Annotated in this window: 20 protein-coding genes and 1 pseudogene; 11 read left to right on the plus strand and 10 right to left on the minus strand. The window is 32.9% G+C overall.

The window, feature by feature from the left end; translation table 11 throughout:
• Positions 1-189 precede the first annotated feature (189 nt).
• Entirely contained in the window at positions 190-555 is a 366-nt protein-coding gene (locus CW751_RS12040) for a prealbumin-like fold domain-containing protein (protein WP_133122208.1), read from the plus strand.
• Positions 556-646: 91 nt separating this feature from the next.
• On the opposite strand, the gene CW751_RS12045 is transcribed toward CW751_RS12040, so the two are convergent.
• From CW751_RS12045 to CW751_RS12060, 5 genes and pseudogenes are all read right to left on the minus strand, one after another.
• Positions 647-1351 (minus strand): SDR family oxidoreductase, encoded by a 705-nt coding sequence (locus CW751_RS12045; protein ID WP_101335280.1) that lies wholly within the window; start codon positions 1349-1351, stop codon positions 647-649.
• Positions 1352-1930: 579 nt separating this feature from the next.
• Complete coding sequence (gene sucD / locus CW751_RS12050) at positions 1931-2800, minus strand: succinate--CoA ligase subunit alpha (protein WP_101335281.1); 870 nt, start codon at positions 2798-2800, stop codon at positions 1931-1933.
• Positions 2801-3149: 349 nt separating this feature from the next.
• On the minus strand, positions 3150-5456 hold the full coding sequence (locus CW751_RS12055) for a PA domain-containing protein (protein ID WP_449495007.1): 2307 nt from the start codon (positions 5454-5456) through the stop codon (positions 3150-3152).
• A 3-nt stretch (positions 5457-5459) separates the two neighbouring features.
• A pseudogene (locus tag CW751_RS16130) lies at positions 5460-6206 on the minus strand (S8 family serine peptidase); the annotation flags it as partial.
• A 143-nt stretch (positions 6207-6349) separates the two neighbouring features.
• Positions 6350-6625, minus strand: a complete 276-nt coding sequence (locus tag CW751_RS12060; protein WP_133122209.1) for a hypothetical protein — start codon at positions 6623-6625, stop codon at positions 6350-6352.
• A gap of 313 nt (positions 6626-6938) precedes the next feature.
• Here CW751_RS12060 and CW751_RS12065 point away from each other — a divergent pair, with 313 nt between their 5' ends.
• The 9 genes from CW751_RS12065 (at position 6939) to CW751_RS12105 (ending at position 14056) form a co-directional block, all read left to right on the plus strand.
• The gene (locus tag CW751_RS12065; protein WP_101335348.1) at positions 6939-7886 is read left to right on the plus strand and encodes a glycosyltransferase family 2 protein; all 948 of its coding nucleotides are present in this window, start codon (positions 6939-6941) and stop codon (positions 7884-7886) included.
• Between the two features lie 141 nt (positions 7887-8027).
• Positions 8028-8831: a toxin-antitoxin system YwqK family antitoxin gene (locus CW751_RS12070; protein ID WP_101335284.1), complete on the plus strand. Its 804-nt coding sequence runs from the start codon at positions 8028-8030 to the stop codon at positions 8829-8831.
• A gap of 7 nt (positions 8832-8838) precedes the next feature.
• Positions 8839-9507, plus strand: a complete 669-nt coding sequence (locus tag CW751_RS12075) for a hypothetical protein (RefSeq protein ID WP_133122210.1) — start codon at positions 8839-8841, stop codon at positions 9505-9507.
• A gap of 363 nt (positions 9508-9870) precedes the next feature.
• Positions 9871-10107 (plus strand): 50S ribosomal protein L28, encoded by a 237-nt coding sequence (gene rpmB, locus CW751_RS12080; protein ID WP_101335286.1) that lies wholly within the window; start codon positions 9871-9873, stop codon positions 10105-10107.
• A 43-nt stretch (positions 10108-10150) separates the two neighbouring features.
• The gene (gene rpmG, locus CW751_RS12085; RefSeq protein ID WP_101335287.1) at positions 10151-10333 is read left to right on the plus strand and encodes a 50S ribosomal protein L33; all 183 of its coding nucleotides are present in this window, start codon (positions 10151-10153) and stop codon (positions 10331-10333) included.
• A 7-nt stretch (positions 10334-10340) separates the two neighbouring features.
• Positions 10341-10496, plus strand: coding sequence for a DUF4295 domain-containing protein (locus CW751_RS12090; protein ID WP_101335288.1), 156 nt, complete (start codon positions 10341-10343; stop codon positions 10494-10496).
• Positions 10497-10572: 76 nt separating this feature from the next.
• Positions 10573-11529, plus strand: coding sequence for a signal recognition particle-docking protein FtsY (gene ftsY / locus CW751_RS12095; protein WP_101335289.1), 957 nt, complete (start codon positions 10573-10575; stop codon positions 11527-11529).
• A gap of 73 nt (positions 11530-11602) precedes the next feature.
• A complete protein-coding gene (locus CW751_RS12100; RefSeq protein WP_101335290.1) occupies positions 11603-13048 on the plus strand; it encodes an FKBP-type peptidyl-prolyl cis-trans isomerase in 1446 nt (481 codons plus the stop codon).
• A gap of 72 nt (positions 13049-13120) precedes the next feature.
• Positions 13121-14056, plus strand: coding sequence for a 1-aminocyclopropane-1-carboxylate deaminase/D-cysteine desulfhydrase (locus tag CW751_RS12105; RefSeq protein ID WP_101335291.1), 936 nt, complete (start codon positions 13121-13123; stop codon positions 14054-14056).
• A gap of 910 nt (positions 14057-14966) precedes the next feature.
• On the opposite strand, the gene CW751_RS12110 is transcribed toward CW751_RS12105, so the two are convergent.
• A complete protein-coding gene (locus CW751_RS12110) occupies positions 14967-15314 on the minus strand; it encodes a DUF4190 domain-containing protein (RefSeq protein ID WP_101335292.1) in 348 nt (115 codons plus the stop codon).
• Positions 15315-15595: 281 nt separating this feature from the next.
• The gene (locus CW751_RS12115; RefSeq protein WP_101335293.1) at positions 15596-16027 is read right to left on the minus strand and encodes a peptidylprolyl isomerase; all 432 of its coding nucleotides are present in this window, start codon (positions 16025-16027) and stop codon (positions 15596-15598) included.
• A 446-nt stretch (positions 16028-16473) separates the two neighbouring features.
• Between CW751_RS12115 and bshC the strand changes: the two genes are divergently transcribed.
• Entirely contained in the window at positions 16474-18057 is a 1584-nt protein-coding gene (gene bshC, locus CW751_RS12120) for a bacillithiol biosynthesis cysteine-adding enzyme BshC (RefSeq protein ID WP_101335294.1), read from the plus strand.
• 11 nt (positions 18058-18068) lie between these two features.
• Here bshC and CW751_RS12125 read toward each other — a convergent pair whose 3' ends face one another.
• The 3 genes from CW751_RS12125 to CW751_RS12135 all read right to left on the minus strand — a co-directional run bounded on the left by CW751_RS12125 (position 18069) and on the right by CW751_RS12135 (position 20374).
• Positions 18069-18488, minus strand: a complete 420-nt coding sequence (locus CW751_RS12125; protein WP_101335295.1) for a hypothetical protein — start codon at positions 18486-18488, stop codon at positions 18069-18071.
• A 16-nt stretch (positions 18489-18504) separates the two neighbouring features.
• Positions 18505-19113, minus strand: a complete 609-nt coding sequence (locus CW751_RS12130; protein ID WP_101335296.1) for a hypothetical protein — start codon at positions 19111-19113, stop codon at positions 18505-18507.
• Positions 19114-19576: 463 nt separating this feature from the next.
• Positions 19577-20374, minus strand: coding sequence for a TerB family tellurite resistance protein (locus tag CW751_RS12135; RefSeq protein ID WP_101335297.1), 798 nt, complete (start codon positions 20372-20374; stop codon positions 19577-19579).
• Positions 20375-20423: the final 49 nt, after the last annotated feature.

Consider the following 20423-nt stretch of genomic DNA (forward strand, 5'->3'; position numbering starts at 1 on the left):
GTGGGAGAGTAAGACGACGCCACTTTTTTAAAACCTCATACATTTATTTGTGTGAGGTTTTTTAGTTTATGGAGGTTTTGTATTTGTTCGTATAAGATAATTTGGTATTTTTAATCTCTAAATATTGAATACGTTACTTCTTTTAATTTTGATAACAGTATTAATCCTAATGTATAAAAATGTATAAAGATGAGAAACATTTCTATTTTTTTAAGCCTGACATTGTTTTTAATAATTTCTATTACTTCTGGTTGTAAAAAAGAAAGTATTGAACAAACAACAGGAGACCTTATTGTTAACGCAATAGATATCAATGGTACTCCATTAGATAATGAAACAGTTTATTTGTATAATAATGAGGCCGACTTTAATAATGTGATTTATTCCAAATCCCTAATAACAAATAGTAACGGCCGGGTAACATTTTTGAATTTAGTTCCTGGAGTTTATTATGTTGATTGTGATTTTGAAAATATGAATGGTGGAGTAACTACAATTACTGGCCAAGGTTCAGTTTCTAGCGGGTATGAAACGGAAATAACGATTCAGCCGTAGTTACATTTTTTATAAAATTCTTTTCTGAAGAATGATCAACAAAAAAGAGATAGTTTAATATCTCTTTTTTTGAGGACTTTTAAATACTTGTTTAAAAAGGATTTGTAGCATGTACAGTTACTTCAGGTATGTATGCTCTTCTATCCATTTCTAAAGAGTTTACAATTGTTTTGGCAATATCGTAGGGTGTTAATTTATTCTCCTCTAAAGGACGCTCTTCTCTGTTTTGCTCATCTCCAAAAGCTGTTGGAACCTCACTTGGATTTATTTGAATTACTCTAATATTATTTTTTCTTAATTCTCCTTGCCAGCATTGGGTCATACCTCTTAAAGCAAATTTTGAAGATGCATATATTGATCCGGTTGGATACCCCTTGATTGACGCCGTTGAAGCAACATTTATAATATCACCTTTATTTTGTTTAATAAACAATTTTGCAGCACCTTGTGCAACCATTGCGGCACCAAATACATTTACATCATATACTTTCTTTAATTCAGCTCTTGATAGTTCCGTTAATTCTTTTTTAATTCCAATTCCAGCATTGTTTACTAATACATCTAAACCGTTAAATTCTTTTTGAATAAAAGCATATAACTCATCAATTTCTTCATCTTTAGTTACGTCACAATTAAATGAAGTTACTCCTAATTTTTTAGCAACAGCTTCTGTTTTGGCATCGTCTCTTCCGGTAATGATTACCTCAGCACCTTTTTCCATACACATTTGTGCAGTTGCCTTTCCTAAACCAGAATTGCCACCTGTTATTAAAACAATTTTATCTTTTAAATTCATTATTTTATTTTTAGTAATTGATTTAAATATAAGAATATAATTGGGTTACCAAGATAAGTCGTAATTATTTAAAAAGAGATTCCTCGTCGCCCCGAGTTCTCGGGACTCCATCGGAATGACAGGTGTTTGTTGGCTTTGGCGGGGTAAAATTTGCTCAAGCTTTGCTTGAGCAAATTTTACCCCGAAGACCTCCTTATGAGCTGTCATTCCGATAGTTGTTAAAATCTAATATTTTAACAACTGAGGAATCTCTTCTTCCTTTTTTTGATAAAGTGTAACACTAGATAAAATTAATTGATATAGTTCTCGGCTGTAATTATTGAAAAAACATAACCTTAAAACTAGGATTAACAACCTAGCTTGGTAGCCCAGTAATATAATAATAGTTTTGTTTAAAATAGCGGAGAAGAATCTAAAAAACTTTATGTATTGAATTGTAATTGAGTTGTATTAAATTTACCATACAAATAATTTAAAGTAGTAGGAGTTTTTGAAGGTCATTCAATTTAATGTTTGATTTTTTTTAATCAAAAAAGGGAACCTTTTGGGCTCCCTTATCTTTAATCTTATCTATGGTTATTACGATAACAATTCAGCCATTTTCTCACCAATTTTAGCTGGGGAATCAACTACGTGAACGCCACTTTCTCTTAGAATCTTTTTCTTGGCCTGAGCAGTATCATCAGCTCCACCTACAATAGCACCTGCGTGTCCCATTGTTCTTCCTGCTGGTGCTGTTTCTCCAGCAATAAATCCAACCACAGGTTTAGTACCATTTTCTTTAATCCATTTTGCCGCTTTTGCTTCAAGATTACCTCCAATTTCACCAATCATTACGATTCCTTTTGTGTCAGGATCGTTCATTAATAACTCTACAGCTTCCTTGGTAGTGGTTCCAATAATTGGATCTCCACCAATTCCTATAGCAGTTGTAATACCTAATCCAGCTTTTACAACCTGATCTGCTGCTTCATAAGTTAAAGTACCTGATTTAGAAACGATTCCGACAGATCCTTTTTCAAAAACGAAACCAGGCATGATCCCTACTTTTGCTTCACCTGCTGTAATAACTCCAGGACAGTTGGGTCCAATTAAGGTACAATCATAAGCAGCAATATACTCTTTTGCTTTGATCATATCATTAACAGGAATTCCTTCTGTAATACAAATAATAACTTTTATTCCTGCGTTAGCAGCCTCCATTATAGCGTCTGCTGCAAATGCTGGTGGAACAAATATTATTGAAACATTTGCTTCAACTTTATCTACTGCATCTTGAACCGTATTAAATACCGGTTTGTCAAGGTGAGTTTGTCCACCTTTTCCAGGTGTTACACCTCCAACTACATTTGTGCCAAACTCAATCATTTGACCTGCGTGGAATGTTCCTTCACTTCCTGTGAATCCTTGTACGATTACTTTTGAATCTTTATTTACTAGTACGCTCATTTTTTGCGGAATTTCTCTTGTTAATTATTGGCCAAAAATAGAGTTTACTGAGGTCAAAGACAAGTAAAAGACTTAAAAAATTTAAAATAGGACAGAAGAGCATCTCATAACATCTTTATTTACTTAGAGATATTGTATTAAGTAATCTCTCTGGCGTATTTGTGCTCTTGTACTTTTGTTTAGATTTAATTAAAGAAGAAAATAAGATAAATATGTTGTTGTACTAAATAATTTTATAGTATATTTGTAGCAGGTTATTTATTCATAGTGGATAATCTGGTTTTATAGTTTTAGCATGGTTTAAAAAAAAGAGGAAAAAGTGTTCAGCATTTTTTCCTCTTTTTATTTTTTATTGATGATTTATTCGAATTTTATCGATAAGAATTGAATCACCTTTATTATTTCTTATTTGAATAAAATAGATGCCTGAGTTTAATTGATTCAAATCAAGACTTGTATTTACATCTCTCAAATCATACACTTCAATTAAAGCCCCTATAGTGTTGTAAATAAATGCTTTTTCTGCCTGACTTGCCCCTTTGTTAATAATTATCTGTTCACTTGCAGGGTTAGGGTATATTTTGATTGTTGTATTTTTCGAGTTGTTTGAAAGCGCAGCTTCTTGCTCAAAAACTTCTATAGCTTTACAAAGATTTACTGTATCACATGATGACTGTACTTTTAAACAAACTTCATATGTACCTTCTTGGGGATAGGTATGTGAGGGGTTAATCTGCGTACTCGAATTGCCATCACCAAAATTCCAAATATAGGATGATCCATTAATAGAATTATTAATAAAGTTTACGTTTAAGTCTTGATTATCATGATCAAAATCGGCAATTAATGTTGGATTTGGATTTTGAGAATTTTGAAGTGAATAGTTTTTGGTGATTGAGCATCCTTCAAAATCGGTTACAATAATATCATACGTTCCCATCCCTATATTATTCCAAAGATTGTTTGAAGGCCCATTTACCCATTGATAGGTGAAGTTTGAACTTCCCGAAGCATGTACATCAATCGAACCGTCGGCTAAATTAGGACATGAAGGAGGTACTATTGTTTCACTAAGTGTTAATTCCTTTTCAAAATTAAGTTCAAAATAGATAGTTGTATCACAGGTGTTTTGGTCAGAAATATTTACAAAAAGGTTGTCAGCAGATAAATTATTAATATTTGCTGTTGTACTACCATTATTCCATGTATAGGTGTAAGGTCCATTTACTCCTGTAACATTTAATGCTATTGAACCATCGTTCACACCTTGACAAGTTGGGTTGTTAACACTTGATGTAACAGACATACCGCAAATATTTCCTGATGTAATGTTCACGCAATAGTCTTCTATTTCTCCTGAATTGAAACTACCACATACATCGGGTAAATCAAGCGTATTATAACCTTGAAACGACATTTGTATTCTCATTCTCGTTTTCCCAAGTTGCGCAGTAGGTGGAACAGTAAAAAGATCAGTAATACTACTTGTTGCTGGTGTTACCTGATCGTAAATGATCTCAGTGTTATCAAACACACCATCTTGATTTTCATCAAGCCAAATTTTGTAATAAACTTCCAAAGGTTGACCTTCAAATCCTGGTGTAAGCGTAAAACTATTAGTTGTATTTCGACTAAGCTGAATTGTAAAATCATTAAAGTAATATCCGTTATTATTTCCTGTTGTAAACTGTTGTCCGTTTATCTCAAATGATTCATTCCATTCACTTTGCTTGCCTAAAATAACTTCAGGGTTGTCACCATTATTTATAGCATTCATTAGAATTGTACCATCACTTTGTGAAATCATGACTGCAGGAATAATGATACTGTTATTTGTCCCACCCATTTCAATTGGGGCTGTTGAGACATTATTAATAACGATGACTGCCAAGGCTCCTGCATTTTGCGCGTTTAAAACTTTGTCTGTAAAGTTGCATGAACCGCGATACACAACAGCGATATTTCCATTTATATCAAGAGCATTTATTAATGGGGCACACCCTTCGTTAGAATTTGCCGTTCCATCATCAACCAAGATTAACTCACCATAATTATAACCATTTTCTATATCTCCTCCAAAATTGCTTGTAGGTGTAAAAGCATAGTTACCTGAAATACTTGCAGGTTTTGTTAATAATAAGGATGTAGCTGGATTAACCGCTAATGCATTACAATAATTCAGATCAATACAGTTTCCACATCCCGATGTAGTGAATGCTTTTGTTATGGATTGCGTACTTATTTCATTCTGACAATAAGCTGTGAGATAATACTCATAGTTCGTACAGCTTAACAAACTCGGAATAGTAAAAGAATTTCCTGTGATCATGTATTCATTCCAATTACCGGAGCCAGCAACTTGAATACTTAATTTTACGCTGTCTGTTATAGGTTCAATGTCAAATGTAATATGTGCATCATTTTCATTAATTACATTTGTAGTGATGTTACTCGGAATAGAACAAGAATTACATACATCTGCCATAAGTAAATCTAGTGAGTTTTTCGCATTAATTCTTCCTCCTGAAATGGTCCGTGCTATTAAGTGATTGTTTTGATCCACACCATCATAAAGTGCGTTTCTAACAATATCAGCAGTTGATTGTGGATTCGATATAGCCATTGATTCTAGATCAGAACAGGGAATACTATACATCAATCCAATCAGTCCCGCTGTCAAAGGACATGCAAAAGAGGTTCCGCTTGTTGAGGTGTATCCATTGTTGGAAGCTGTGGTATATATTCCCGATCCAGGAGCAGCAACATTTATTGTTTGATTACCATATCCAGCAAAATCAATAACATCAAACTGATTAGATGCGGTAACGCCTATCATGTAATCACTCGCACACCCTGTAGGAACATCACCCCAAATATCTACATCTTGATCCTGATTTGTTGTCGCACCAACATTTAAAATTCCAGCCATTCCTAGGTCATCATAATAGCTACACCAAATAGGAAAATCATTGGGATCACTGCCGTCAGAACCCCAAGATGCACTTGTTGCAACTACAAAAGCACCGCGTGCTCCATTGGTTTGATTCCAAAGTTCTCTTGCGCTAAGCGCATAATTGTAAGCCTCTATGATATTGGCTTCAGTGTATGGGTTTGCGTATCCAGCAATATCCATAATTTTAATGTCCCAATTGATGCCAGAAACACCTTGATTATTATTGCCTTTTGCGCCAATCATTCCAGCGCAACTAGTACCATGGCTCCCAGCTCCAATGTCATCTGATTGTGTTGAAACATTCCAACCATTGTAATCATCTATATAACCATTTCCATCGTCATCAATGCCGTTATTTGGAATTTCAGCTGTATTTATCCACCTATTATCTTTTAAATCATCATGGTTGATTATGTCAGCACTTTCAATCAAAGCGACAACAATATCATGACCGCTAGGTGTTTGTCCTCCAGTTGTGATCTCCCAAGCTAGTTCTGAATCAATATTTTCATGTTGCCACTGACTACTATATAAGGGGTCATTTGGTGCAGCTCTTAATTCAATTTCACGATTGGGTTGAACATAAAGTACCTGCCTCACTTTTTGATTTCCGCAATAACCGTTTCAAGGTTAACTTGATTTGTATCAAATTTTAAAAGCCAAATATCTGACTGTGGAGAAAGCACCCTATCAATTTTAACGTTAAAATGTTGTGGTATAGATTTTAAAATGTAGGTTGGGTTTTTATCATCCAGCATACGAACCATTACTTCATTTTTTATCGCTGATTTTGATTCTCTCACCTGTCCCAGTGCGGTATTAATAAATAATATAAATAAACCAAAAAATGAAAGAATGAAAGATTTTAACATGTGAATCGAAAGTTGCTTAAAATTGAAATGTACGCATGCAATATAATGTAATTTCGTGAAAATAACATGTTTTATTAATGACAAAATACTATTTTTCAAAGCTGTTTTAAAAAAAATAAGCATGACCTGTGGCATACCACATGACTTTAAAACTAAAGTATTTATAAGTTTATGGTTAAAGCCAGTTAATTTTTACAATTCAGATTGCGGAAAATGACACTTTATTTTAAATCAAAATAATTATAAGACGAATAAGTCCTGTGGGTAATTTAAAAGAAGAAATTTCTATATTTGTTTTTGTATGTCAGAAAATATTGAAATATCAATTGTAGTTCCTCTTTTCGATGAGGAAGAATCTTTGCCTGAATTGCATAAATGGATTCAATCAGTAATGAATGAAAATAACTTTACTTATGAAATTATTTTTGTTGATGATGGAAGTAAGGATCATTCATGGAAAGTAATTGAAGATCTTAAAATAGCAGATCCTTTTGTTAGAGGAATTAAATTCCAACGAAACTATGGCAAAAGTGCAGCGCTCCAAAAGGGGTTTGAAGCTGTAGTAGGAACATACGTTATTACAATGGACGCTGACTTGCAGGATTCACCGGAGGAAATACCAGAAATGGTAAGAATGATTAAAGAAGAAGACCTTGATATGGTTTCTGGCTGGAAGAAAAAGCGATATGATCCACTTTCAAAAACTATTCCTACGAAATTATATAATTGGACAGCCAGAAAACTTACTGGGATATATCTACACGATTTTAATTGTGGTTTAAAAGCTTATCGGCAAGTTGTTGTAAAAAGCATCGAAATTTATGGGGATATGCACCGTTATATTCCAGCATTGGCAAAATATTCAGGATTTAACCAAATTGGTGAGAAGGTTGTGCAGCATCAAGCTCGGAAATTCGGAAAAACCAAATTTGGGTTGAATCGCTTTATGAATGGCCCGCTTGATTTACTTTCTGTTGTTTTTATCGGAAAGTTTGGTAAAAAACCGATGCACTTTTTTGGTGCAATAGGAACTTTGCTTTTTATCATTGGATTTGCTTTTGCCCTATACTTAGGTATAGATAAAATTGTAAGCTATTTTTCAGATCATCTTTCTCCACTCATCGCACAACGAACAGAGTTTTACATTGCATTAACTGCTATGATTATTGGAAGTCAATTCTTTTTAGCTGGCTTTATTGCAGAATTAATCGGAAGAAATTCTTCATCAAGAAACAATTACTTAATAGAGAAAGAGCTTTAACAAATAAGAATAGTAAATGTGAGTTACATTTCTTAAATAATGTAATTTTTAATTGGTAATTGCGTTATAAAAAATAGGAATTGCTTCTTTTAATCAATGATGGAATGCTTTTTGACTTTTCTTTTAAAACAACTATAACGTATGATTGAACTATTTAAAAAAACATATTCTATGTATAATTTTAAACCCTTTTATATTATTTTAATTCTTAGCTTTTCTTTTACCTCCTTTAATATCAATGCCCAGAGAAATCAAATAGATAGTCAAGGTAGGAAACAAGGTGAATGGGTTAAGTTTTATGAGAATTCATCTGTTGTAAGGTATAAGGGTCAATTTAAAGATGATGAACCCATCGGTAAATTTGTTTATTATTATCCATCGAACAGTGTTAGAACTATTATGATTCATGATAAAGGGAGTAATCGAACAGAAGCTTTCTTTTATCATGAGAATGAAGAGTTGATAGCGCATGGAATTTATAGGGACAAGAAAAAAGACAGTGTTTGGACGCATTTTTTACCTACGGGACATTATAGCTATACTGAAACTTATCGCAATGATAAACTAAATGGTAAACGAATAACTTTTTATGGTCCAGAAGTGACAGATACGAAAACCAAAATAGTTTTACGAGAAGCAAATTATAAAAATGGTCGTTTGAATGGTCCTTACATGTCGTACTTTCCAGATGGTGTAAAAAAGGAGAAAGGACAATATAAAAACGGTGTTCGTGACGGAGTCATAGAAAAATATCACCCGAATGGTAAAATCATGATAAAGGAAAGGTGGAAAAACAGAACAAAACATGGCTGGTGGAAAACCTATGATGAAAGTGGAAAGGAATTAGGTAGAAAATATTATTACAAAGGAGAAAGCTTAGAAGGAAAAAAGCTTGAGGAACATTTGCAAGACTTAAAATCACGCGGAGTTAATCCAAATCAATGATTGGAGTATGAATAGAAGCTTTTGGATATTGTTTACCATTATTTTGTTTGCATCGTGTAAATCAAAAGAAAAAGTAGACTTTGGCTATGATTATTTCCCGATGCAAGAGGGACATTTCGTAATATATAACGTAATGGAAGTTTTTCACGATGTTAACTTAAGTCCGCAACACGATACACTTCGCTATAAACTAAGAACAGAGATCGGTGAAATAATCATAGATAATTCTGGAAGGCAAGCCAGAAAATATATTCAATCTAAGTATCATCCAATTAATGACTCATTATTAGAAAAACGTGTTTGGACTAGGATTATTGATGAAGGGAGGGGAGAAGTGGTTGAAGAAAATCAAAGAAAAATTCGTTTGACTTTTGCAGTAAAGAAAGATAGGCAATGGGATGTAAATGCTTTTAATATACTACCACAAAACATTGTGCACATTGAAGATGTCGATAAAGAACGGAGGTTTGACAATTTAGAATTCGAGTCAACATCTAAAATTTCTTATGAGGATTTCTTTTCTTTAGTTGACTATCGCATGAAGTATGAAGTTTATGCAAAAGGTGTTGGCCTTGTTAAGCGTAGCTTTAAAGATTTGAGCATCCAAAACTTTGATACATTAGATATTGTTCAGGGGACTGAGATTCATTATGATGTTATTCAATTTGGGAATTAAGTGCAAACCAGAATCTTAAATCAATCAAATTTACGCATAAGATTTTTGTTATGATCGAAGTAAAACATTAATAACCTATGGCTAGTTACTAATTATGCTAATAAAATTTTATCCATAAACATAATGATAGAATGTTGCCTTGCCTATAAGTGTGTGTAGATTAAGTGATTAAAAGAAGTAAGTTAAAAAACACCTGAAAAGTTGTATTTATTTCTAGAATTCCTTTATATTTGCGCCTCATTAACGAAGAAATTGTTTTTTTTAAAGAAATAAATAAAAAAAGCGGTTTTTTTTTTGGCTAATAGGGGAAATATTATTTTCTTTGCAGCCGCTTTTGTATTTAGCATATAACTATATTTAATTATGTCACGAGTTTGTCAATTAACAGGGAAAAGAGTAATGGTTGGGAATAATGTTTCTCACTCAAATATTAAATCAAAACGTAAGTTTTACCCTAATTTAGTGAAGAAAAAGTTCTACCTTCCAGAGGAGAAAGAGTTTATAACATTGCGCGTTTCAACGTCTGCATTGCGTACTATTAACAAGAATGGTATTACTGCATGTGTTAAAGAAGCACGAGCAAAAGGTTTTTTAAAGTAGTCGAAGGTTTATCCCTAGTTAATGACTAAAAATAATTTTTAAGATGGCAAAGAAAGGAAATAGAGTACAAGTAATTTTAGAGTGTACTGAACATAAAGAGTCTGGTAAACCAGGAACTTCTAGATATATCAGTACGAAGAATAGAAAGAATACGCCAGAGCGTTTGGAGTTGAAAAAATTCAACCCTATTCTTAACAAAATGACAATTCACAAAGAAATTAAATAATTAGAACATGGCAAAGAAATCAGTAGCATCGATACAGACTGGAGGTGGTAAAGCCCACACGAAAGTAATTAAGATGGTGAAAAACGAAAAAGGATCTTACTCATTCCGTGAGGAAATGGTTCTTAATGACGAAGTGAAAGATTGGTTCGCCAAAACGAAATAATTTTCGCGTTCGAAAAATTAATATTTATTATTTAGCTTCTTACATTATGTAGGAAGCTTTTCTATTTTATAATTATATGGCATTATTTGGACTGTTTTCAAAAGACAAAAAGAAAAAGCTAGATGAGGGTCTTGAAAAGACAAAAGAAAGCTTTTTATCAAAATTAACCCGAACTGTTGTTGGGAATTCAAAGGTTGATGATGATGTTTTAGATGAACTCGAAGAGGTTCTCATTACTTCGGATGTGGGGGTTCAAACTACCTTGAAAATTATAGAACGAATTGAAGAACGTGTTGCTAAGAATAAATACGTAAACACCTCAGAATTACAAACGGTTTTGAGAGATGAAATTGCGGGTTTATTAGAAGAGAACAATACCAGCGACATCGAATATGATATTCCTACGCATGAAAATGGGAATCCACATGTGATTATGGTAGTTGGGGTAAATGGAGTTGGTAAAACAACTACTATCGGTAAATTAGCCTATCAATTTAAGGAAATGGGTAAGCAGGTTTACCTAGGTGCCGCTGATACTTTCCGAGCAGCTGCAGTAGATCAGTTAATTATTTGGTCGGAACGTGTTGGAGTACCTATCGTTGAGCAAGGAATGCAGGCAGATCCCGCTTCGGTTGCTTATGAAACATTGCAGGTAGCCAAATCTAAAAATGCCGATGTTGTAATTATTGATACGGCTGGTCGTTTGCACAACAAGGTTAATTTGATGAACGAGTTAACTAAAATAAAACGTGTTATGGAAAAAGTTGTTCCTGGCGCACCTCATGAAATTTTACTTGTTCTCGACGGATCAACAGGTCAGAATGCTTTTGAACAAGCAAAACAATTTTCTGCAGCTACAGAAATCAATGCATTAGCCATAACTAAATTAGATGGAACAGCTAAAGGTGGTGTGGTGATAGGTATTTCTGACCAAATGAAAATTCCAGTGAAATATATCGGTGTTGGTGAACAAATGAAAGATTTACAGGCCTTCAATAAACAAGCTTTCGTGAATTCATTATTTGGAGAATAATGCCTATATATTGTATTATTTCAATATTACTTTTTACATTGCAAACTTAAATTTTTAAATACATTTTATTTATATGAAAAAAATATTTTTTATCCCCCTATTAGCGCTTTTTGCAGCATGTGAATCATCGCCTAAAAACATTTCAGAAATTGATTTAGATAACTTTAAGCACCGTATTTCTTATGCTTTAGGAGCAGATATGGGAGCTAATTTATATAATATTCCAGAGGAAATTTATGAACAGCTTGATAAATCTGAACTTGAAGCTGGATTTTATACATTACTTACTGATGAAAGTTTAAAATCTATTGAATGTCGCGAAATTTTAGAAACAGCATTATCTAATCCTGCTGGAATTGATACTAGTAAACACAGTATGGGTGAGGTTTCAAATTGTTACGGGTCTGTTTTTGGTGAAATGATGCGAAACTCTTTAACTTCAAAGGAAGCTATGGACGAAATTAATCCAGAGGTAGCAAAAATGGGATTTGCAATGGCGCTTGATAAAACAGATACCTTAATTGAACTTGAAGAAAGACAAACAATGATCATGAATTTCAATAACGACCTGAATAAATTTGTTGGAGAAGAATTCATGATGGATATGGCCAAAAAACACGCAGATGACGTTAAAGATGATGAGTATATCTTAATTGAAAATGAAGCTGGAAATGGAACGCCAATTGATTTATCAATGGAGTATGATGTGGTTTATACTTTAACTAATATTAAAGGAGATACAATTATATCAACTTATCAAGACCCAAGCCTTCCAGAGGCACAAAATTCTCAAGTTGTAAACGCAGATGATATCGTATTTCCTGAAGTGTGGAAGAAAGCAGCTGAATTTATGGAAGTTGGCGGTAGTTACACTATTTATTCTTCTTACGAATACGCATTCGGTGAAGAGGGATTACGTGCACCAAACTCACCAACTTATGTAATTCAACCTTACGCAGCTATAATTATTTATTCAAGAGTTTTAAGTCAAGATGAACGTTTTGCTAAAGTTAAAGCCCAAGGTAGAAAGGTGATTGAAAACGCTAAAAATAAACCAAACACCTTTGTTGATCCATCAGGTTATATTTTAACCACCATAGAGGAGGGGAAAGGAAAGAAAGTTGAGGAAGGTGCTGATGTTCAAGCACACTATATACTTTCTAATTCAAATGGTGAAGTTATTGAAAATAGTTACATGGGAGCAGCTCAAAGTAATCAACCTGCACCTTCATTTTCATTAAATGGTGTTGTGAAAGGGTGGCAATTGGCTATTCCACAAATGCGTGAAGGAGGTCGTTATAAATTAGTATTGCCTTATGATTTGGCTTATGGAGAACAAGGGAATCAAGGGATACAACCTTATGAAACCCTTACATTTGAAATTGAAGTAATAAAATCAGGAGAACCTGGTTCATTGGTTCAGCCTCGTCAGCAACAACAACAACAGTTTACTGAAGAGCAAATGAAACAATTGCAAGAACAACTGCAAAAGCAGCAGGGTGAAATGGAACAGCAGTAGTTTTAAGTACCATTGATTTATGGACGAATTAAATACACTACAGCATATTTTTAGATGTCTTAACGAAATACTTTGAACACGTCTAATTCAATTATACAAAAAGTTCATCTTCCAATTCAGGGAGGTGAACTTTTTTCATTTGATGTAAAACGCGATGATTTAATCGACCCGATTATATCCGGCAATAAATGGAGAAAATTGGAGTACAGTCTTGAAAAGGCTAAACAATTAGGGAAATCAGGGGTGTTAACCTTTGGCGGACCTTTTTCTAATCACTTAATTGCAACTGCAAAAGCCGCTGCCGATGCAGATTTATCTGCTGTTGGTATCGTTCGTGGTGATGAACTTAATGTTGAAAGTAACCCAACATTGCGCGCTTGTAATCGTTATGGTATGAAGCTCATTTTTATCTCACGAAGCGAATACAAACGAAAAGATGAGTTAGATTATCAGAAAGAATTGGCAAACCTTTATTCATCTTATTTTATAATTCCAGAAGGAGGAAAGAATTATTTTGGGGTTATTGGTTGTCAACATATCCTCAACGAAGCAACTATTGTTTATGATCATGTATACTTAGCCGGAGGAACGGGGACAACTGCAGCAGGCGTTTTGTTGAGCGCTCCTGAAAAAACCAAAGTGCATGTAGTTTCTGCTTTAAAAGGCAATTTTATGAGGCAAAATGTTAAAGAATTACTCATGATGGTTTTACAAAATAAGGCATCAGTCGAAGAGTATATGTTATCATTATTTGAGGTTAATGCATATCATTTTGGAGGATATGCAAAAGTAAATGAAGAGCTAATTGATTTTATCAACTATGTGTTTCAGGCTACAAAATTGAAATTAGATCCAATATATACTTCAAAAGCTTTATTCGCAATGGTAAGTGACTATAAATCGGGCAAGATTAAATCAACAGATAAAATACTCTTTATCCATACTGGAGGCTTGCAAGGAGCAAAAAAATGGATTGATAAGATTGATTATTCTATTGATATTCTTTAAATATAATTGATTCTCCGCCTTCTTACCACTAAGAATTTTAATGGATATCTTGCTTGATCGTTAACCTTTAAGTTAAAATCTTCAATCTGTAAGACTTTTATTGTAAAAAATGAAATTCAAAAGATATATATAAAGATTTCTCGTCATCCCAAAAATCAAAGATTTTGGGATGGAGAAATCTATAAAAATGTTACTGTTATAGTCGAAGGGAATCACAAAAATAATTATGATTTGAATTTTATAAACTTTCAGATGCATGTCTCAAGAAATGTATTCGGAGTTAAAGCATATTATTTTTTCGTAAGCCATTATTGTAATGTTTGTACAACATCGAAAATCAATTTAAACAATTTCAGTAGTAATGTGTTTTATATAAAAAGCGAAAAGACTGACTAAAAGTCAATCTTTCCACGCTAAACTATACTATAAAAATATTCTTACTTTTACTTTCGGAAGTAAGGCGTAAGCACCTTGTGTTTTTAACACCTTTGATTTAGGGAACAGTATATTTTTAATATTTTAATTTTCGTATTTGTTTCATAAGACCTTTTCAAATGTAGTGAATACTTATTGATCATTCGGGGCTAACTTCGTGACTGGTGCTTCTTAATTTTCCAACGTACCGTTTTACTTATCGAAGGGCGTAATTTTTTGTTTAAAAAAAGCATTTTCACCCTGTTTATGTTAAAAAAACGTTTCTATTTATGCTGTAAATTGTTGCTAGTGAGAGAAGCGGTTTAGGAGATATATAATTAATCATCCATTCCAGACAAAATGCAAATAGATTTTAAAATATAATATGCTAAACACAGTGCAAGCTTATATCAAATTGTAATAGATGGAAGGATGATATCACTAAAATAAAAATGAACAGATCAAACGCGTTAATCTGTTCATTTAGTTAATCGAATTAATTTAACTCTTCATATTTCTCTAATTCTCGAAGTACTTCTTCAAATCCTTCATCGCCTGCTTCAACTATAGCACCGACAAATAAGATTCCGATTATGATAACGATTACCGAAATGATTATACCAATTATTCCTGTAATTAAACCAGCTGTAGCGGCACCTGATCCGCCCATATTAGGATCTGTTTTTATTTTATTTTTCGAAATTATGCCTAATACTACGCCAAGAATACCGCAGATTAAACCAATAAACCAGAAAAAACTGAATACAATTGATACGATTCCCAACACTAGAGCTGCAGTAGCCATACCATTGTTGGTTTTTTGAACATCTAAATTTTCACTCATAAATAAATAGTTTTAATTAATTTTAGGATAAAACTAATATAAAAGATGAATATCTCAATGAATTATCGTTTTATTTATCAGGTAATTATACGATGGGTTGAAGTAGATAAATGTTTGACTTTGCGACAATCATTTATCTACTTTTTTATACAAATGTCATATTCAATTGTAATTTCACACGTTTAACCTAGCTGATTTTTTAATGTGAATATTAACAAATATGAACTGCTTGTTATACAGCCTAAAATTTTACCGTAGTAATATTTATTCTGGAAATGTACTTAATCTAAAATCTCAATTTTATCAATAGTGTCTCCCACTTTTATTTTGTCAATTACGTCTAATCCTTCAGTAACTTTTCCAAAACAAGTGTGGTTTCCATCTAAATGTGCCGTATTATTTCTACTGTGACAAACAAAAAACTGAGAACCACCAGTGTTTCTACCGGCATGTGCCATCGATAAAACCCCTCTTTCATGATATTGTTTTTCACCATCTAACTCGCAATCGATGCTATACCCTGGACCTCCTGTTCCGGTGCCGTTTGGACAACCTCCTTGAATTACAAAATCTGGAAGGACACGGTGCCATTTTAATCCATCGTAAAATCCATCTTTTGATAGTTTTACAAAGTTCTCTACAGTTTTTGGAGCATCATTGTCATAAAAATCAACGTGCATATCTCCTTTGTTTGTTCTTATAATTCCTTTCATAATATTCAATTTTTGCAGCAAAGATACATATTTCAACTATAATTATAAACTATAACGGCTTCATACTTTGATTAAAGCTTGCATTTTACAAATCGAATGATGAATTCTAATTAAAGATTGCTTTTTCTGTTCATAACATCTCTATCCTTTACATTCGTCGGAAACTTAAAAAAAACATATTTATTTAATAACATAAAGAATGTGGATTGACTTAATATTATAATAAATACAGAAACCAAGGTGGAAATAATCAACGTAAACGTGTAATGCTATGCATGAACAAATTGTTCTTTACATTCTGAAAGTTAAAGAATTAACCCATTATCATTTTCACGGATAGAAATTCATTCTTGTATTCCTAAAATTTAGATTTATCTATATTTTTTATTTTCAAACATTATCCTTCTATCTTTGTAATCATTCAAAGAGCAAAGCGATTAAATTTTATGAAAACAATTACGATTAACCGAAGAAGCACCACTTTTTTTAGTGAATTAGCCAATCAAATTAATGATCATCAAGAAGGTTTATCAAAATATATCCAATCTCCTTTTAATCTTGAAACTTTTGGAAATCAAATAGCGCTTAAACAAAATCAGTATTCAAGTGACCAACGTGCTTTACTTTACGATGTGGTGAAAGAGCAGATGACCAATTATTTATCAATTGAGCCAGTAGCGCAGCATGTAGAATTGTTAAAAAAGGAGAATACATTTACCGTAACCGCTGGACATCAATTAAATTTATACGGAGGGCCGTTATATTTAATTTATAAAATCATGGATACCATTCGGTTGGTAGAAGAGTTATCTATTAAATATCCAGAAAATCATTTTGTGCCCGTTTTTTGGATGGGGACTGAAGATCATGATTTTGAAGAAATCAATCATGTTCATCTGTTTAATGATAAAATATCTTGGAATACAGAGCAAAAAGGACCAGTAGGAAGATTTAGTTTAAAGAATATTGATCAATTTAAAGGCGAACTCAAAGAGAAGTTCACAAATAATCCAGATTTTGTGAATTTTTTAGATCAGTTTTATACCGAAGAAAATTTAAGTCAAGCAAATTCTTCATTTTTAATGCATTTATTGGGTCAGTATGGATTAATAATACTTGACGCCGATGATGCGCGACTTAAGCAATCTTTTGCACCCATACTTCAAAAAGAAATTGAAACTCAATTTTCAGAAAAAGAAGTTACGAAAACAACAAAACAGCTCGAAGAAGATGGGTTTCATGGGCAAGCCATGGCAAGACCTATTAATTTATTTTATATTAAAGATCAGTTTAGGGAACGCATCATTCCTATAAATGAAAATGATTTTGAAATTGGAACAAAAACACTCAGCAAAAGCGAATTATTACAAGAATTAAAAGAACATCCAGAACGATTTTCTCCGAATGTGATTCTAAGACCTTTGTATCAAGAATATATTCTACCGAACCTCTGTTATATTGGAGGAGGAGAGATGGCTTATTGGCTTCAATTTAAAGGTATGTTCGATCAAACGAGCGTTCCATTTCCACTTTTAAAGGTACGTAACTCTTTGCAATGGTTTGATAAGGGCACCAATAAAAAGATTAATAAACTAGATTTAGCGTTTACAGATGTCTTTCGATCTATTCATGAAATCAAAAAGGAATATGTCTTGGAAAATGCTGAAGTTGAATTAGATTTTTCAGAATTAGATCAAAAAATGAAAGATCTACAACGTGTTCTTGAAGCGGTTGTCGTTTTTACAGATAAAAATTTAGAGCAATATGCTAAAAGCGAATCTACTAAAATAGAAAAGCAAATTTCAAGCATTGAAGAAAAGCTAATTCGTCATTCAAAGAAGAAAAACGAGGATGCTATGAAACAAATTGAAAGTATTTATAAACGTTTGTTTCCAGAACACGGATTGCAAGAGCGTTATGAAAATATGATTCCTTTTTTAGCGAAATACGGAGCGAAAGAATTTGTTCACCAACTTCATGAGTTAATTAATCCGTTTGAGAAAGATCTTATTCTTGTAATAGAAGAATAAGCAACTAAATTTTACTTTTCTAATTGTAAGTTGAGAATGATTTCATCGTCGTAATCGTAACATGTTTCATCGCAATTTTTGTATGAAATCGCCGCTAACTTATCACTATCGATAACAATAATTGTATCTCCATCTTTCACGTATTTGGCTGTAGCGGTATATCTTTCGTCAACAGGCATTAAATGATACTCATTATTGTTTGCAGAATAGTAATTATCGTATAATTCACCATCGTCCAAGTTGCCTATGTAAAGTTTAACCTCCACTGGTTCAGAAGTGGGAGTATTGGTGAGTGCTATCTTAACATACAATTCATCTGGCTTTTGCGTATAACAAATTTGACTTGCATCACAAATGTCATTTTTTGTTTTTGAACATGATGCGATGAGTATTAAAAATAGGATTAATGGAATTTGTGTAAATCGATTCATTTTAATGAGCTTTTATTTATTGCGTGTCTTCACTACCGAAATAAAGACTTAATTTTAAATTGAAAGTATGAGGATTGGCATAAGGATTTTGATTAAAATAAAGATATCCTGCAGAAATTCTAGCGTTAGAGGCAAACTGCCATGAAAGACCTCCACTTGGTGTAATTCCAAAATGTTGATTTCTGTTTTCACTCAAACCTTTATATGTTCCATAAAAGAAACCAACTTTTAAGTGCGCATAAAGTCCAAACTTATTTCTATTCATAAACTCTAAGAAATAAAATCGCTTTTCTAAGTCTAAAGAAAATTGAACTACTTTTTCCTCAATTTGCCAATATAAATTTTGAGATTGTTCAATAAAAACAGTTTTGTAATAAGGACGAAAACTTCCATTAAATGTGGCACTAAAATCATAACCCAATTCTTCTAATCCGATTCCAAAGTCAAGTAAAAAATCTTCATGATTAAAGAAAGTGGCAGCATTTATACCAAATTTGGGTTGAAAATAACTTCCAGATAAAGGATTGGTAACAATTGGCTGAGCTTTTAAATGGTTAGCATTTTCTATCAATTGGGTTAGAATAAGAACGCAAACAATAATTCTAAATGGCTTTTTAAGTAGCATGTATTCAATAAATTATAGAATTTAAACACAAAAATAGTAAAATATGTGGTTTTCCAAATTGAATAGCCGTTTTTCCTAACGAAATTCATTTTATACAATACGTACAAGCGTGTATTTTGTTAGCTGATAATAGCGATTAAATATAACCCGCTTTATTCACCAATCTTAATCTTTAAATTTATAAACCAGTAATATTCTTGTATTTGATTGTGTTTCATTCAATTTTTAAGAACCCCAAATTTGGGTACTAATAATTTTGCAAGATTTTGATTTAATTTTGACCTATTTGTCGTTACAAGCCCCGTGAAATATGCATATATTCCTTTAGGGCTTGTGCCTAAAATAGATTCAAAATTAAATGCATGAATAATGCGGGATAATACTTATTGGTTCATAAATATTTACAAGTATACTCCCAGATGAGCATTAGTTGTTTTGATCAATCGAATTTAAACCAAAACCACTAGCTCATTCCACGCTCTTTTTTTACGCTTTCATAAGCTTCTTGAATTCTCTGGAACTTCTCTTTTGCTCCTTTCTGATATTCTTCGCCCATTTGTGCTACTTTATCTGGGTGATAACGAATGGCCATTTTTCGATATGCTTTTTTGACTTCAGCATCTGTGGCATCTTTACTTGTTCCCAAAACTTTATAATCACTTTCTGTGTCTCTGTGGAACATGTTTTGAACGCTCGTAAAGTCCATGTTTGGAATACCCATCATGCTGGCCAATTGCTGTAAAACAGACATTTCAACTTGAGAAACAGAGCCGTCTGCTTTTGCAATCCCAAAAAGATAATGCAACAATTGAACACGTACTTCTGGACGTGTTCTTGCTCTGACATCGCTACATATCTCTTGAAGTGGTAGCGCTTGAGGTTGATCAATAAATGTCTTTAGCGTTTTTAAATGATTCGTGGTAAATTGATTGCCGAATTGTTGCTGCAAAAATGCCTTAACATATTCCAATTCTGATTTCATTACTTTGTCATCTGCTTTCATAACTGCTGCAGATAAAGCCAAAAGCATTGTTGGGAAATCATAACGTTGAGTCTGACGTTGATAAAAATCAAAAATGTCTTGCGAAGATCTGAAGTTCTGTTGTCTGCCTTGACCCTGCCTTTCGTTGAGGTAAGTTGCAGCTCGCGAGAAATTATCGATAAACGTACCGATTAAAAAACCGAAAAATGCACCAAAAAAACGAAATCCAGTCAGGTAAAAACCTAATCCTGCTCCAATCCACTTAAAATATCCTGTCATAACACTAAAAAAAAAAGAGCGAGTTTCATCGCAATGATTGGAACTCGCT

This window comes from Brumimicrobium salinarum (assembly GCF_002844555.1).
Lineage (GTDB): Bacteria > Bacteroidota > Bacteroidia > Flavobacteriales_D > Crocinitomicaceae > Brumimicrobium > Brumimicrobium salinarum.

Coding starts and splice junctions, on each gene's coding strand:
- CW751_RS12040 (WP_133122208.1), top strand. CDS start 190: ATGAGAAACATTTCTATTTTTTTAAGCCTGACATTGTTTTTAATAATT.
- CW751_RS12045 (WP_101335280.1), bottom strand. CDS start 1,351: ATGAATTTAAAAGATAAAATTGTTTTAATAACAGGTGGCAATTCTGGT.
- sucD (WP_101335281.1), bottom strand. CDS start 2,800: ATGAGCGTACTAGTAAATAAAGATTCAAAAGTAATCGTACAAGGATTC.
- CW751_RS12055 (WP_449495007.1), bottom strand. CDS start 5,456: ATGTATAGTATTCCCTGTTCTGATCTAGAATCAATGGCTATATCGAAT.
- CW751_RS12060 (WP_133122209.1), bottom strand. CDS start 6,625: ATGTTAAAATCTTTCATTCTTTCATTTTTTGGTTTATTTATATTATTT.
- CW751_RS12070 (WP_101335284.1), top strand. CDS start 8,028: ATGATTGAACTATTTAAAAAAACATATTCTATGTATAATTTTAAACCC.
- CW751_RS12075 (WP_133122210.1), top strand. CDS start 8,839: ATGAATAGAAGCTTTTGGATATTGTTTACCATTATTTTGTTTGCATCG.
- rpmB (WP_101335286.1), top strand. CDS start 9,871: ATGTCACGAGTTTGTCAATTAACAGGGAAAAGAGTAATGGTTGGGAAT.
- rpmG (WP_101335287.1), top strand. CDS start 10,151: ATGGCAAAGAAAGGAAATAGAGTACAAGTAATTTTAGAGTGTACTGAA.
- CW751_RS12090 (WP_101335288.1), top strand. CDS start 10,341: ATGGCAAAGAAATCAGTAGCATCGATACAGACTGGAGGTGGTAAAGCC.
- ftsY (WP_101335289.1), top strand. CDS start 10,573: ATGGCATTATTTGGACTGTTTTCAAAAGACAAAAAGAAAAAGCTAGAT.
- CW751_RS12100 (WP_101335290.1), top strand. CDS start 11,603: ATGAAAAAAATATTTTTTATCCCCCTATTAGCGCTTTTTGCAGCATGT.
- CW751_RS12110 (WP_101335292.1), bottom strand. CDS start 15,314: ATGAGTGAAAATTTAGATGTTCAAAAAACCAACAATGGTATGGCTACT.
- CW751_RS12115 (WP_101335293.1), bottom strand. CDS start 16,027: ATGAAAGGAATTATAAGAACAAACAAAGGAGATATGCACGTTGATTTT.
- bshC (WP_101335294.1), top strand. CDS start 16,474: ATGAAAACAATTACGATTAACCGAAGAAGCACCACTTTTTTTAGTGAA.
- CW751_RS12125 (WP_101335295.1), bottom strand. CDS start 18,488: ATGAATCGATTTACACAAATTCCATTAATCCTATTTTTAATACTCATC.
- CW751_RS12130 (WP_101335296.1), bottom strand. CDS start 19,113: ATGCTACTTAAAAAGCCATTTAGAATTATTGTTTGCGTTCTTATTCTA.
- CW751_RS12135 (WP_101335297.1), bottom strand. CDS start 20,374: ATGACAGGATATTTTAAGTGGATTGGAGCAGGATTAGGTTTTTACCTG.